11 protein-coding genes are annotated in these 14,031 nt (G+C 59.3%); 9 read left to right on the plus strand and 2 right to left on the minus strand.

Translation table 11 applies throughout. The annotated features are described in order from the left end of the window. Positions 1 to 30: 30 nt before the first annotated feature. Entirely contained in the window at positions 31 to 486 is a 456-nt protein-coding gene (locus ASN_RS00420) for a GatB/YqeY domain-containing protein (RefSeq protein ID WP_058986904.1), read from the minus strand. Between the two features lie 180 nt (positions 487 to 666). On the opposite strand from ASN_RS00420, the gene carA reads away from it, so the two are divergent. The 4 genes from carA (at position 667) to ASN_RS00440 (ending at position 7,249) form a co-directional block, all read left to right on the plus strand. After that, positions 667 to 2,073 (plus strand): glutamine-hydrolyzing carbamoyl-phosphate synthase small subunit, encoded by a 1,407-nt coding sequence (carA, locus tag ASN_RS00425; protein ID WP_058986905.1) that lies wholly within the window; start codon positions 667 to 669, stop codon positions 2,071 to 2,073. Positions 2,074 to 2,180: 107 nt separating this feature from the next. Continuing rightward, a complete protein-coding gene (gene carB, locus ASN_RS00430; RefSeq protein WP_058986906.1) occupies positions 2,181 to 5,435 on the plus strand; it encodes a carbamoyl-phosphate synthase large subunit in 3,255 nt (1,084 codons plus the stop codon). Between the two features lie 142 nt (positions 5,436 to 5,577). Beyond that, positions 5,578 to 6,051, plus strand: a complete 474-nt coding sequence (gene greA, locus ASN_RS00435; RefSeq protein WP_039903066.1) for a transcription elongation factor GreA — start codon at positions 5,578 to 5,580, stop codon at positions 6,049 to 6,051. 1 nt (position 6,052) lies between these two features. Then, the gene (locus ASN_RS00440) at positions 6,053 to 7,249 is read left to right on the plus strand and encodes a threonine ammonia-lyase (protein WP_058986907.1); all 1,197 of its coding nucleotides are present in this window, start codon (positions 6,053 to 6,055) and stop codon (positions 7,247 to 7,249) included. Here the strand turns inward: ASN_RS00440 and ASN_RS19365 are convergent. Next, positions 7,246 to 7,626, minus strand: coding sequence for a hypothetical protein (locus tag ASN_RS19365; protein ID WP_157765067.1), 381 nt, complete (start codon positions 7,624 to 7,626; stop codon positions 7,246 to 7,248). The genes ASN_RS00440 and ASN_RS19365 overlap by 4 nt on opposite strands. 6 nt (positions 7,627 to 7,632) lie before the next feature. Here ASN_RS19365 and gpmI point away from each other — a divergent pair, with 6 nt between their 5' ends. The 5 genes from gpmI to ASN_RS00465 all read left to right on the plus strand — a co-directional run bounded on the left by gpmI (position 7,633) and on the right by ASN_RS00465 (position 13,964). Next, positions 7,633 to 9,171 carry a 2,3-bisphosphoglycerate-independent phosphoglycerate mutase gene (gene gpmI / locus ASN_RS00445; protein ID WP_058989027.1) on the plus strand — a complete coding sequence of 513 codons (1,539 nt, stop codon included), beginning with the start codon at positions 7,633 to 7,635 and terminating at the stop codon, positions 9,169 to 9,171. Then, a complete protein-coding gene (locus tag ASN_RS00450; protein ID WP_058986908.1) occupies positions 9,172 to 10,680 on the plus strand; it encodes a murein hydrolase activator EnvC family protein in 1,509 nt (502 codons plus the stop codon). Between the two features lie 167 nt (positions 10,681 to 10,847). Continuing rightward, positions 10,848 to 12,290 (plus strand): S41 family peptidase, encoded by a 1,443-nt coding sequence (locus ASN_RS00455; RefSeq protein WP_006559288.1) that lies wholly within the window; start codon positions 10,848 to 10,850, stop codon positions 12,288 to 12,290. Positions 12,291 to 12,311: 21 nt separating this feature from the next. Further along, on the plus strand, positions 12,312 to 13,451 hold the full coding sequence (locus ASN_RS00460; protein ID WP_058986909.1) for a divergent polysaccharide deacetylase family protein: 1,140 nt from the start codon (positions 12,312 to 12,314) through the stop codon (positions 13,449 to 13,451). Positions 13,452 to 13,454: 3 nt separating this feature from the next. Next, positions 13,455 to 13,964 (plus strand): RNA pyrophosphohydrolase, encoded by a 510-nt coding sequence (locus tag ASN_RS00465; protein WP_058986910.1) that lies wholly within the window; start codon positions 13,455 to 13,457, stop codon positions 13,962 to 13,964. Positions 13,965 to 14,031 lie beyond the last annotated feature (67 nt).

A 14,031-nucleotide genomic window follows, 5' to 3' on the forward strand; every position in this document is an offset into this window, starting at 1 on the left:
CTGCGCGCCCCGTATCCCTGCCTGCTCCCGTTAGCTCAGGTGCGTCTTCACCACCGCGTTGGCGCGGCCCATATCCAGCCCTGCACCAAATTTGGCTTTCAGCGCACCCATCACCTTGCCCATGTCTTTCATGGCAGCGGCCCCGGTTGCGGCAATAGCCTCCTTCACGGCAGATTCAAGTGCGGCATCATCCATCTCGGCAGGCAGATAGGAACGGATAACGGCAATTTCACCCTCTTCCTTCTCGGCCAGTTCCGGTCGCCCGGCATCCCGATACATGGTGGCGGATTCGGTGCGGGACTTCACCATGCCGCGCAGGGCGGAAATGGCTTCATCCTCATTCAGGCCTTCCGCCCCTTTGGCGCGGCCAGCAATTTCCACATCCTTCAGCTTGGCGGTGATCATGCGGATAGCCGCCACACGCGCGCTTTCTCCGGCCTTCATTGCCGTTTTCAGATCAGCCATCAGGCGTTCACGTAAAGACATGATCCCTCATACTCCCTTTATCATGCCGCGCACGGTTCCCTGAGGACACGTGACGGACAGTCATCCTGTGGGAAGAAATTTCCCACTCACCCACCAAACCCAATCCGGCACGTGGGAAATTTCTTCCCACCTCTCTCACGGACTGCTAGAAGGGACGCCACGGGAGGAACAACGTAAGCCATGCCCATGTCAATCGATACCATAATTGCCCGATTAGGCGGCCCCGAAGCAACAGCCCGGCTTACCGGCGTTGGCACGGAGGCCATTCGCAAATGGCGGCAGGCGCAGGCCATCCCCTCCCGTCACTGGCCTGTCATTGCACAGGCCACCGGCCTTTCCCTGGCTGATCTCCAGCCCGCAGACCCCACGCTTCAGGACAAATCCTCCCCTACGGGAGGCAGCACAACAGGATCATCCATGCCCGATGCCCGCCCGGATGGCGCAACAGCCGCCCTTGTTCTTGCAGATGGAACCATTTTGTGGGGCAAGGGCTTTGGCGCCTTCACCCAGCAGCCCAGCATCGGGGAAATCTGCTTCTCCACTGGCATGACGGGTTATCAGGAAACGCTCACAGACCCTTCCTTTGCCGGGCAGATCATTACCTTCACCTTCCCGCATATCGGCAATGTGGGCACCAATGCGGAAGATGACGAGGCCGATCAGGTGGCCGCCCGCGGGCTTGTGGTCAAGGAAGATGTGACCGAACCCGCAAACTGGCGGTCCACAGCCAGCCTTGATGCGTGGCTGAAAAAACGCAACGTGCCCGGCATTGCGGGCGTGGACACACGCTCCCTCACCCTGAAAATCCGTGACAAGGGTGCGCAGAGCGCCGCCCTGTTCTACCCTGAAAACGGCAAGTTCGATCTGGATGCCCTTCAGGCCGCCACCAAGGCGTGGCCAGGCCTGGAAGGCATGGATCTGGCAAAGGAAGTCACCTGCAAAGCCCCCTACACCTGGGACAAAAGCGTGTGGGAATGGCCCGCAGGCACTCGCGCGGTATCCGGCAAGCGCCGCAAGGTTGTAGCCGTTGATTACGGTGCCAAGCGCAACATCCTGCGCTGCCTTGTCGCCGCCGGATGTGACGTAACGGTCGTGCCAGCCACCTCCTCGGCGAAAGAAATTCTGGACCTGAAACCTGAAGGCGTTTTCCTCTCCAATGGTCCGGGTGATCCGGCAGCCACCGCCAGCTACGCCGTGCCTGCCATCAAGGATGTGCTTGACGCCGGTATTCCGCTGTTTGGCATCTGCCTTGGCCACCAGCTTCTGGCGCAGGCGCTCGGCGGCAAGACCTACAAGCTGGCCCGTGGCCACCGTGGGGCAAACCAGCCGGTGAAAGATCTCTCAACCGGCCGCGTGGAAATTACCAGCCAGAACCATGGCTTTGCCGTGGATGCGGACAGCCTGCCCGCCGATGCGCACGTCACGCATGTCAGCCTGTTCGATGGCTCCAACGAAGGTCTGGCCTCGGACCGTTATGCCGCCTTCTCCGTGCAGTATCACCCGGAAGCCAGCCCCGGCCCGTCTGACAGCTATTACCTGTTTGAACGCTTTGTGGCGCTGATTGATGCTCATGCCAGCAAGAACTGATCTGCCCCGGCCCGCCGTGCGCCTCAGCACGGCAACACCCCGCATCCATCCTTCTTTTTCCCGCTTTTTCAGCCCCCTGCGGGCTGCCTGTCAGGACTGAACGCATCATGCCCAAACGGACAGATATTCGCTCCATCCTCATTATTGGCGCTGGTCCCATCGTGATCGGGCAGGCCTGCGAGTTCGACTATTCCGGCGCACAGGCCTGCAAGGCCCTGCGGGAAGAAGGCTACCGGGTCATTCTGGTCAACTCCAACCCCGCTACCATCATGACCGACCCCGGTCTGGCGGACGCCACCTATGTGGAGCCCATCACCCCAGAGTGTGTTGAACGCATCATCCTGAAGGAAAAGCCGGATGCCGTGCTGCCCACCATGGGTGGCCAGACCGCGCTGAACACCGCCATGGCTCTGGATGCCTCCGGCTTCCTGAAAAAACATGGCGTGGAACTGATTGGCGCCGATGCGGAAGTAATCGACCGTGCTGAAGACCGTCAGAAATTCCGTGAAGCCATGGATGCCATCGGCATTGAAAGCCCGCGCAGCTTCATTGCCCACACCATGGATGAAGCACGGGAAGCGCTGAAAAACATCGGCTTCCCCACCATTATCCGCCCCTCCTTCACCATGGGCGGTTCTGGCGGCGGCATTGCTTACAACCGTGAGGAATTTGAGCAGATTGTGGCCTCCGGTCTGGATGCCTCCCCCACCACGGAAGTGCTGATTGAAGAATCCCTTCTGGGCTGGAAAGAATACGAAATGGAAGTTGTGCGCGATAAGGCGGACAACTGCATTATCGTCTGCTCCATTGAAAACATTGACCCCATGGGCATCCATACGGGTGACTCCATCACCGTGGCTCCCGCACTGACGCTGACCGACAAGGAATATCAGCGCATGCGTGATGCGTCCCTTGCGTGCCTGCGCGCCATTGGCGTGGAAACCGGGGGCTCGAACGTGCAGTTCGGCGTGAACCCGGCAGATGGCCGCATGGTGGTGATTGAAATGAACCCCCGTGTGTCCCGCTCCTCCGCACTGGCCTCCAAGGCTACCGGCTTCCCGATCGCCAAGATCGCGGCCAAGCTGGCTGTGGGCTACACGCTGGACGAACTGAAGAACGACATCACCACAACCACCCCGGCCTCCTTCGAGCCGACCATTGACTACGTTGTGGTGAAGATCCCCCGCTTCACGTTTGAAAAATTCCCCGGTGCACCTGCCCTGCTCTCCACCTCCATGAAATCCGTGGGGGAAGCCATGGCCATTGGCCGCTCCTTCCCGGAAGCCTTGCAGAAGGGCCTGCGGTCCATGGAAACCGGCCTGCATGGGCTGGACCCTGTGGACGTACCCGGCGATGGCGGCGTGGATGCCTTCCGCGCTGCCCTTTCCCAGCCGCGCCCGGAACGCATTCTCATGGCGGCTCAGGCGCTGCGTGCTGGCCTGTCCGTTGAAGAGATCAATGAAGCCTGCCGCTTTGAACCGTGGTTCCTGCGTCAGCTTGAAACGATCGTTCATGCAGAACGGCAAGTGGAAAACCACGGTCTGCCGCGTGACGCCCAGAGCCTGCGCCGCCTGAAAGCGCTTGGCTTTTCGGATGTGCAGCTTGCCCGCCTTTCCGGTGTGCAGGCGGACGAAGTGGCCGAACTTCGCACGGAAGCAGGCGTAACCCCCGTTTACAAACGCATTGATACCTGCGCGGGCGAGTTCGCTTCCAGCACGCCATATATGTATTCCACCTATGAAGGCATGTTTGCGCCGCCGGTGTGCGAGTCCGACCCGACGGACCGTGAAAAGATTATCATTCTGGGCGGTGGCCCCAACCGGATCGGGCAAGGGATCGAGTTCGATTATTGCTGCGTGCATGCAGCCTATGCGCTGCGTGAAGCCGGGTTTGAGACCATTATGGTCAACTGCAACCCGGAAACCGTCTCCACCGATTATGATACGTCTGACCGCCTGTATTTCGAGCCCCTTACGGCGGAAGATGTGATCGCCCTCATCCGGTGTGAGCAGCAGAAAGGCAAAATCAAAGGCTGCATTGTGCAGTATGGCGGGCAGACTCCGCTCAAACTGTCTCATGCGCTTGAAAAGGCTGGCATTCCGCTGCTGGGCACCCCGGCAGACGCCATTGACCGTGCGGAAGACCGCGAACGCTTCCAGACCATGCTGCACACGCTTGGCCTGCGCCAGCCCGCCAACGGCATTGCCCGATCCCCGCAGGAAGCGGAAGATGTGGCGGAACGGATTGGCTACCCCGTGGTTGTTCGCCCGTCCTACGTGCTGGGCGGCCGCGCCATGGAAATCGTGTATGACCGCGCCTCTCTGCAACGCTACATGCGTGTGGCCCTGCAACTAGCCGGGCACGAAATTGCCTCCGGCCCCGTGCTGATTGACCGCTACCTGAACGAAGCCATTGAAGCCGATGTAGACTGCATTTCCGATGGCGAGGAAGTGTATGTGGCCGGTGTTATGGAGCACATTGAGGAAGCGGGCATCCATTCGGGTGACAGCGCCTGCGCCCTGCCGCCCTACACGCTCTCCCCCGCCATTGTGACGGAACTGAAGGCCCAGACCGAAGCCATGGCGCGCGAGTTGGGCATTGTGGGCCTGATGAACGTGCAATACGCCATCAAGGATCAGGAAATCTTCGTTCTGGAGGTCAATCCTCGTGCTTCCCGCACGGTCCCGTTTGTGGCCAAGGCCACTGGCGTTCCGGTCGCCAAGATTGGTGCCCGCGTGATGGCCGGTGAAAAGCTGACCGCCTTCAATCTGGATGACCGCGCCGTCACGCCGCACGTGGCAGTGAAGGAAGCTGTGTTCCCCTTCAACCGCTTTGCAGAAGTGGACACCATCCTTGGCCCGGAAATGCGCTCCACGGGTGAAGTGATGGGGCTTGATACGTCCTTTGAACGCGCCTTTGCCAAATCCCAGCTTGGGGCTGGCGTGCGCCTGCCGACTGAAGGCACGGTGTTCCTTTCCGTGCGGGAAAGCGACAAGCCACACCTGCCTGCGCTGGGCCGCCAGCTTGCCAAGATGGGCCTGAAAATTCTGGCCACACGCGGCACAGCCAAAAAGCTGCGGGATGCCGGAATAGAGGTTTCCGTGGTGAACAAGGTGCTGGAAGGCCGCCCGCATTGTGTGGACGCCATTCGATCCGGTGAGGTGCAGATGGTCATCAACACGGCACAGGGCGCACAGTCCGTTGCGGACAGTTTTGACATCCGCCGTTCAGCTCTGGTGTTGGGTATTCCGCACTACACAACCATGGCCGGAGCCCGCGCTGCAATCCATGCGATTGCGGCAATGCGGGAAGGACCGCTTGATGTTGCGCCGCTTCAGTCATACTTTAGCGGAACATTCTGATCAGAACGGGCAGGCGTTACAGCCTGCCCGGCTGTTCCGGACGGGTGGCTGCCCGCTTTTTTAGCGGCGCGGTGCGTGCCCGCTTATCTGTGTCACTTTAATGCCAGCCAGTGTGCTGGCAAAATCACTTTGGGGATACGCCTTGCAGAAAACTCCAATGACGGGCAAAGGCTTGAAGCGTCTTGAAGACGAACTCCGCAGGCTCAAGTCCGAGGAACGTCCGGCCATTATCCGCGCCATTGCGGAAGCCCGAAGCCATGGGGATCTGTCCGAAAACGCGGAATATCATGCAGCCCGTGAACGGCAGTCTTTTACCGAAGGCCGTATCCTTGAGCTGGAAGAAATTGTCTCCACCGCCGAGGTGATCGACCCCACCAGCCTTTCTGGCGATCAGGTGAAGTTTGGCGCAACCGTAACCGTGGTTGATGAAGACACGGACAAGGAAGCCACGTACCAGATTGTTGGCGTGTATGAAGCCGACATCAAACAGAACCTGCTGTCCATTTCCTCCCCGCTGGCCAAGGCTCTGATTGGCAAGCATGAAGGAGACAGCATTTCCGTGCCTGCTCCGGGCGGTGACCGGACGTATGAAATCCTTTCCGTGAAATTCATCTGACATGATCTCGTTTGAGGACGTCACCGCAGCGGCGGGGCGAATCAAGGGCAATGTTCTCCGCACGCCCACGATTTCCTCTCACGCGCTGTCCAAGGCCACGGGCGCGGACATTACCCTGAAGCTTGAAAACCTTCAGGCCGTTGGCTCCTTCAAGGAACGGGGGGCCGCCAACAAGCTGGCCCTGCTGACACCTGAAGAACGCCAGCGCGGGGTGATTGCCGTTTCGGCCGGCAACCATGCGCAGGGCGTGGCACGTCATGCCAGCCTGCTGGGTATTGATGCCGTAATCGTCATGCCCAAATTCACGCCCGCCGGTAAGGTGGTGCGTACCCGCAACTGGGGCGCCCGCGTGGTTCTGGAAGGCGAAAGCTTTGCAGAAGCCCTGCTGTTCGCACAGGATCTTCAGGCACGGGAAGGCCGCACCTTCATCCATCCGTATGATGATCCTGCCATTATGGCAGGCCAGGGCACATGCGCGCTGGAACTGCTGGAAGATGCCGGCCCGCTGGATATGCTGGTCGCCCCCATTGGCGGCGGTGGGCTGCTCAGCGGGTGTGCTGTCGCCACGCGCGCCATGCGCCCGGACATGGAACTGATTGGCGTGGAAGTGGAAGGGTATGATTCCCTCTCAGCCTTCCCCGGCCCTGCGACCCATCCCAATGGTGGCTCGACCATTGCAGAAGGCATTGCAGTTCTGCAGATTGGCAAAGCACCGGATGAAGTCATCCGCAAGCTGGTCTCCAAAGTTCTGGTCGTGCCCGAATGTGCGGTAGAGACCGCCATCACTCTGCTGGCAGAAGGGGCAAAGCAGATCAGTGAAGGTGCTGGTGCTGCGGCACTAGCGGCGGTGCTGACTTACCCGGACCTGTTCCGGGGTAAAAAGGTGGCGCTACCTATTTCTGGCGGCAACATTGATAGCCGTATTCTGGCCAACACCCTTCTGCGCGCCATGCTGCGCGATGGGCGCATTCTCCGCCTGATCATGGAAATTCCAGACCGCCCTGGCGTTCTGGCCGATATTTCCAAGACCATTGGGGAAGCAGGCGGCAACATAATAGAAGTGTCTCACCAGCGCCTGTTTGCGGCTCCCTCCGTTCAGGCAGCAGAACTGGAAGTCATGATTGAAGCGCGCGACCCCGAACACGCCGCGCTGATTACCAAAGCGCTCGGCCACTCCTATATTGTGCGCCGCGCCTAAAACACTTTTCGACGGGTGAGGCACACTGCCTCCCCGTCTTTTTTCTCAACACACCCTTCTTTCGTCCTTCTCACTCTCCGCATAAGGCGCGTCCCCATTAAAATGCGGCACGCTGCTGTTGAGAGTGTTTTCCTGACATAGGTTGTCCTGACGAAAAGAACTTCGTTCCGAGCAGAATTTTTCGCCGGAAACCTTCCACGGCACTCTGAACCGGTATTGTCAGGCCCTCTTCCGGCCCGAAACAGCGCTTGCGTCAGTTTGTCCTGAAAATCCACCTCAAGAAGCCCCATGCGCTTTCCAGGAAGAAAACGCCTGTCCCCTTTGTGAAAAAAGGCATTTGGTGGCATGATCTTTCCAACAAAAACATAAGAAGGCATGCCCCCATGAGCACCTCCGCGCCGCAGCAGCACAAACGTCCCGTCATGCTGGTTATTCTTGATGGGTTCGGCTGGAGAGAAGACTCCTCAGATAACGCAGTCCAGCTTGCCAACACGCCCGTTTTTGATGCGCTTTGGGCCAATGCGCCGCGCAGCTTTCTGCGCACCTGCGGCGAGGATGTGGGCCTGCCAGAAGGCCAGATGGGTAATTCGGAAGTCGGGCATCTGAATATCGGGGCCGGTCGCGTGGTCATGCAGGAACTGCCCCGGATCTTTACCGCCCTGCGGGACGGGTCTGTTGCCCGTAGTCCGGTGATGCAGGCTTTTCTTGCTACGCTGAAAAAAACCGGAGGCACCTGTCATCTGATGGGCCTTGTCTCCCCGGGTGGGGTGCATGCGCATCAGGATCATGCGGTTTCACTTGCCCGTATTGTGGCGAAAGCGGGCATTCCCGTCGCGTTTCATGTCTTTACAGACGGGCGAGACACACCACCGCAATCCGCTCAGGGGTATCTGGAAAAGTTGCAGGCTGAACTACCAGCTGGTGTCACCCTCGCAACTGTCAGCGGCCGGTATTACGCCATGGACCGCGACAAGCGTTGGGAACGGGTTGAAAAAGCCTACAACGCCATTGTCACTGCCGAAGGGCCGAAAGCCGCAACCGCGCAGGATGTGATTGCAGACGCCTACAAGGCCAATACCACGGACGAATTCATTCTCCCCACGGTGCTTGAAGGCTACACCGGCATGAAGGATGGAGATGCTATTCTGTCCTTCAATTTCCGTGCAGACCGTATCCGGCAACTTCTTGATGCGCTGGTGGAGCCCGATTTTGACGGCTTTGCACGCCATAAGGTGGTTTCCTTCGCGGCCGTACTGGGTATGACCCATTACAGCGATACGTTGGTGGAACGTATTTCCATCCTGTTCCCGCCGGAAACACTCACCAATATTCTGGGTGAAGTTGTCTCCCGCGCAGGCCGCAAACAGTTGCGCATGGCGGAGACCGAAAAATACCCGCATGTTACCTATTTTCTGAATGGCGGTCGGGAAACGCTGTTTGAGGGAGAAGACCGTATCATGGTCCCTTCCCCCAAAGTCGCCACCTATGATCTCCGGCCGGAAATGTCCGCGCCGGAACTGACGGATAAAGCCGTGCATGCCATTGAAAGCGGCACATATGATCTGATTGTGCTGAACTTCGCCAATCCGGACATGGTGGGACATACGGGGGTTCTGAAAGCAGCCATCAAAGCGGTTGAGACGGTTGATACGGGCGTAGGCCGTATTCTGGAGGCTTTGAAAAAGCAGAATGGTGCATTGCTGGTTACAGCGGATCATGGCAACTGCGAAACCATGAGAGACCCGGATACCGGGGTGCCTCACACGGCCCACACGCTTAATGTTGTTCCGCTGGTGGCCTTCAATGTGGGCGACCGAAAACTGAAAGATGGCAGGCTGGCAGATCTGGCCCCAACCCTGCTGGATATGATGGGCCTGCCCAAACCGGATGACATGACCGGCGTATCCCTGTTAACGGACTGAATGCTCTTTACGCTGCCACCCTCTCCCCCCTTTGCCCAGCGCCGCCTTCTGGCGGGGGGAGTGTGTGGCCTTGCCGCCGTGCTTCTGACTGTAGGGGCTGGAATATCCCCCGGCACGGCGCTAGCCGCTTCGCAAAAAACCAGAGCGGCCAAAAGCAGCCATAGCGCTGGGCATGCAAGCAACCAGTCCTCAGCCAGCCACCATCACGCCACATCCTCACGCAGCCACACCAGAAGCTCCAAAGCCTCCGGCAGCAGTAGTCCAACGACAAAAGCGGAACAGCAGGCCGAGCAATCTGTGCAGCAGGCGCGGCAGGCGCTGCAAACCACGCAGGCCCAACGGGATGCCATAAACCGGCAAAAAGCGGCACAAGCTGCGGCGGTGGAAGCCTCCCGCGCACGGAATGCGGCGGCTCAGGCGCTGGCCGTACAAAGTGCCGCCAAAGCCACCGCGCTTTCCGCCGCGACCGTTAGCGCCACCACGCAGTTGCAAACCACGGAACAGCAGATTGCTGATCTCGATTCCCGTATTGCAGATATCCGGAAAGAGCAGACCAGCCTGCATGCCGCATTGGGGGAAGATGCAAAAGCGCTCTCCCCCGTTCTACCATTGGCCGAACGCCTGTCCCTTTACCCCTCAGACACCCTTCTGGCTGCCCCCGTGCCTCAAGGTGAAGCTGTAACAGGGTTTCTGGTTCTGCGTGGCCTCTCACGCGAGTTGGAGCATCAGGCCGAGGATATGCGGGCCAGACAGGAAAAACTGACAGCCCTTGATACCGAACTTTCAACCCACCTTACCCAGCTTGCCACCCTGCAACAGACCCAGACCCGGCAGCGTGATACGGTAAAGCAGCAGGCCCTCAAAGCGCGTGATGCCCAGCGGCAAGCCAACGCCGCCGCCCGCGCAGCCTCTCAACGGCTGGAAGACGCCACAAAAAAGGCGTCCACCCTTCAGGATGCCGTCTCCCGTCTGGATGCGCTGCAAGCCAATGCAGAAGCCGCCCTGCAAAAGGAAATTGCCGCAGCCGAGCGCGCCCATCAGGCGGCAAAAGATGAGGCCGCCCGCCGCCGCGCGCAGGAGCAGGCCGATGCCGCACGCCGGAAGATGCAAGCTATTCAGACATCAGCAGGTCCGGGCCTGAGTGAGCGTGCGCCAACGGGTGGCGGCACGCGCCCCGTGGCGGGCGCACTGGTAACAACATGGGGTTCCGCCACCGAATCTGGTCCGGCAACGGGTGTGACCTACCGTACCCCGCCGGGTGCCAGCGTACGCACCCCCTGTTCGGGGCGCGTTGATTTTGCAGGCCCGTTCCGAACCTATGGCCAGATGATCATCCTCAACTGCGGGCAGCATTACCGTTTTGTCATGGCGGGACTGGGTGGACTGGATGTTGAAACCGGGCAAAGCCTCACAAAAGGCGCACCCGTTGGGCATATGGGGGGCTCCGGCACCCTGTTTATTCAGCTTCGCCATGGTCAGAAGGCTGTCAACCCTGCGCCATTCCTGTAAGGAAAAGCGCACAGGCAGTTTTCCTGAGCGGCAGAAGCCGCTACTCTCCGTTGCCGCAGAGTGGTGGCAAGAGGCAGGCACTGCTCCGGTTTGGCCGCACGATGTGCAATACAACAGTACAGGATACGACCGCACGGGCCACGCCCGGCGACAGGAGACGAGATCGCATGAAGTTCCGCACAGGTCTGATGCTCGGCGCTACCTTTCTGGCAGGCCTTGCCGTGGCCTCCCACTCAGGAGTGCTTTCTGGCGCAGGCATGCTCGCCTCCCCCGCGCTGGCTGAGAAAGCGCCCGATGCCTCCCCTACCGCCAACCATGCGGAAACCTACCGGCTGCTGACCCTGTTTGGCACCGTGCTTGATCTTGTCCGTGCAGATTATGTTGAACCTGTTTCTGACAAGGATCTGATCACCAACGCCCTGAACGGCATGCTCACCGGGCTGGACCCCCATAGTTCGTACATGACTGAAAAGCAGTACGAAGACATGATGGTGCAGATGAAAGGCGAGTTCGGCGGGCTTGGGCTGGAGCTTCAGCAGCAGGACGGCCATATCCGCGTTGTCTCGCCTGTGGATGGCACGCCGGGCTTCCGCGCTGGCATCAAGCCGGGTGATTATATCATCGCTGTGGATGGCCACCCCGTTGATGGCACGCCGCTGGATGAAGCCGTGAAGAAAATGCGCGGCAAACCCAACACCAAGATCACCCTGACGCTGGTACGTGAAAAAACACCCAAGCCCATCGTCCTGACGCTGACGCGTGAGATCATTCATATCGAAGTGATCAAATCCGCGCTGTATGATCGCATCGGCTATATCCGCATTGCCCAGTTCAATGAGGAAACGGAAAAAGGGCTGCTCAAAGCCTACAACCAGTTGAAGCAGCAGGCAGGCGGCAAGCTGGCCGGGCTTGTGCTTGATCTGCGGAATGACCCCGGCGGCCTGCTGAATCAGGCCATTGATGTGTCTTCCAGCTTCATCCGGTCTGGCGAGATTGTCTCCACCCGCGCCCGCCACCCCAAGGACAGCCAGCGCTGGGATGCCCACGGTACGGATATTACCGATGGTCTGCCCGTTGTGGTGCTGATCAACGGTGGGTCTGCTTCGGCGTCTGAAATTGTCTCCGGCGCATTGCAGGATCATCATCGGGCCGTGCTGGTGGGTACAAAATCCTTCGGCAAGGGGTCCGTGCAGTCCATCATGCCCATTCCGGGCAACGGTGCCATCCGCCTGACCACGGCGCGCTACTATACGCCTTCCGGCCGATCCATTCAGGCGCTGGGCATTACGCCCGATATTGCCGTTCGGGAAACGCGCGAAGACCCCGGCTTCAGCCTGCATGAAGCAGATCTTGAACATATTCTGAAAAATCAGGGCGGCAACCAGACCAAAGCCGTGCCCCGCACGGACCTGCCAGCCATTGCCAAGGATATTCCGGCGGAGCCTCCGGCCAACTGGCCTGAATTTGACTACACAAAACCCAAAACGGATTTCCAGCTTCAGCAGGGATTGCGGGTTGTGCGCTCCATGGCCGGGTTGCCTGCACCTGATCCGGCAGCCGCCCTGCCGCCTGCAAAAGTGGTGACCAAGGACGAAGCCCCGCACCATTAATCCGTGACAGGAACAGCCATCATGCACAGCACGTCCCTGTGGCAGCAGATGCCACCTTCTGGCCGGGCCTTTGTCCGCTTCTGGGGAGGCACCGCCGCCGCAGTTGGCGTGCTGGCGATCACCTTGCAGATCATGGGGCCGCCGCGTCCGGAAATTGGCGGTCAGGACATTGATCTACCCTCAGCAGACTCTGCGCAGCCGCAGGCGGCCAAAATCGATATTCCCGGCCTGCAGGCGGACCTGCTTGAAAACCATAGCGGCCCGAATGGCTACGCACTGCCCAAACGCGGCCAGCATGGGCGTATGGCGCGCCAGGTATATGCCGCCCCTGTGGTAGATGTGCCCGCAGGCTCCGCCCAGGTGGCGCTCCTGATTGACGGCGTAGGAGATTCTGAGGCGTTGACGCAGGAAGCCATGACCTCCCTGCCCGGTCCGGTTTCTCTCGCCATTTCTCCCTATGTCTCTGATGCGGATGACATTATCCAGCAGGCGCGTGCCCACAAGCATGAAACCTTGTTGTCCCTGCCGGTTCAGGACGATAAAGCCGCAGGCGGAGCAGACGCCAAGGCTGCGAACAATGCTGGCCCCAGAGCCCTGGGGGCTGGGCTTTCCGCATCTAAAAATATGGAAAACTATAGCTGGGCGCTTTCAAGCCTTGCGGGCTATGCAGGTGTAACCAACGCCTTTTCCGGCCAGAATGGTGGGGCGTTCCCTCATTCTCCTGCTTTCACGCCTATTCTGACTGATATTGATAAGCGCGGCCTTCTCTACCTGAACGCAACGCCGGGAACAGCCGTGCAGGGGCCGGGTGCCATTGGCACAGCGGATGTCAGCATCAATACCGATACAGATATCGTCAATATTGATATCCAGTTGCTGAAACTTCAGCAGGCGGCGCGCCGGAATGGCCGTGCCATTGGGGTGATGGGGCCTTTGCGCCCTGTGGCTCTGGCCTGCCTGCGTGCGTGGATTCCGCACCTGAAAGATGTGGGCATTACACTGGTGCCTGTCAGCATGCTTGTTGCGCCCCAACCGGCTGCGGCACCGTCCTCTACCACGCCAGCACCCTCTACAGGTCCTGCTCAGGCCGATGGTGGCATGCATGTTCACCTGTCCGCGCCCAACTGGAACCAGCAGAACTCCCAGCAGCCCCGATTCTGAGCCATGACAACCCTTTCTCCTGATACCCTGCCCTACCGTCCAAATGTAGGAGCCCTTATTTTCCGTGCAGACGGCAAAGTCTTTATCGCCCGCCGCACGGATATGCCCGGCGTGGGCGGTCCCCTTTCAGAAGGCGTATGGCAATGCCCGCAGGGCGGCATAGACGAAGGCGAAACACCTGAAGCTGCTGTGCTGCGTGAAGTGCAGGAAGAAATTGGCACGGACAAACTGCACATTCTGAAAGAACATCCAGAATGGATTGCCTATGATCTGCCTGAAAATCTGATTGGCAAGGCGCTGGGTGGCAAGTATCGCGGGCAAACACAGAAATGGTTTGCGCTTGCCTTTACCGGCACAGATCAGGACATCAATCTGAACCTGCAAAACCCGCCGGAATTTGATGCCTTCCAGTGGGCAGACCTCGCGTCCCTGCCCCAACGGAACGTGGGCTTCAAAAAGCCTATTTATGAAAAACTGGTGCGGGACTTCGCGTGTTTCACACACGCGATTTGAGGCACTCTCTCCTTCTCGTGCGTCTATAAAAAAACCCGCCAGACTTGATCTGACGGGTTTTTCAAAA

The organism is Acetobacter senegalensis (assembly GCF_001499615.1).
Taxonomy (GTDB): Bacteria; Pseudomonadota; Alphaproteobacteria; order Acetobacterales; family Acetobacteraceae; genus Acetobacter; species Acetobacter senegalensis.

Bases quoted from the DNA above. Each gene is read 5' to 3' on its own strand.
- ASN_RS00420 (WP_058986904.1), bottom strand. From the start codon at position 486: ATGTCTTTACGTGAACGCCTGATGGCTGATCTGAAAACGGCAATGAAG.
- carA (WP_058986905.1), top strand. From the start codon at position 667: ATGCCCATGTCAATCGATACCATAATTGCCCGATTAGGCGGCCCCGAA.
- carB (WP_058986906.1), top strand. From the start codon at position 2,181: ATGCCCAAACGGACAGATATTCGCTCCATCCTCATTATTGGCGCTGGT.
- ASN_RS00440 (WP_058986907.1), top strand. From the start codon at position 6,053: ATGATCTCGTTTGAGGACGTCACCGCAGCGGCGGGGCGAATCAAGGGC.
- ASN_RS19365 (WP_157765067.1), bottom strand. From the start codon at position 7,626: ATGCCTTCTTATGTTTTTGTTGGAAAGATCATGCCACCAAATGCCTTT.
- gpmI (WP_058989027.1), top strand. From the start codon at position 7,633: ATGAGCACCTCCGCGCCGCAGCAGCACAAACGTCCCGTCATGCTGGTT.
- ASN_RS00450 (WP_058986908.1), top strand. From the start codon at position 9,172: ATGCTCTTTACGCTGCCACCCTCTCCCCCCTTTGCCCAGCGCCGCCTT.
- ASN_RS00455 (WP_006559288.1), top strand. From the start codon at position 10,848: ATGAAGTTCCGCACAGGTCTGATGCTCGGCGCTACCTTTCTGGCAGGC.
- ASN_RS00460 (WP_058986909.1), top strand. From the start codon at position 12,312: ATGCACAGCACGTCCCTGTGGCAGCAGATGCCACCTTCTGGCCGGGCC.
- ASN_RS00465 (WP_058986910.1), top strand. From the start codon at position 13,455: ATGACAACCCTTTCTCCTGATACCCTGCCCTACCGTCCAAATGTAGGA.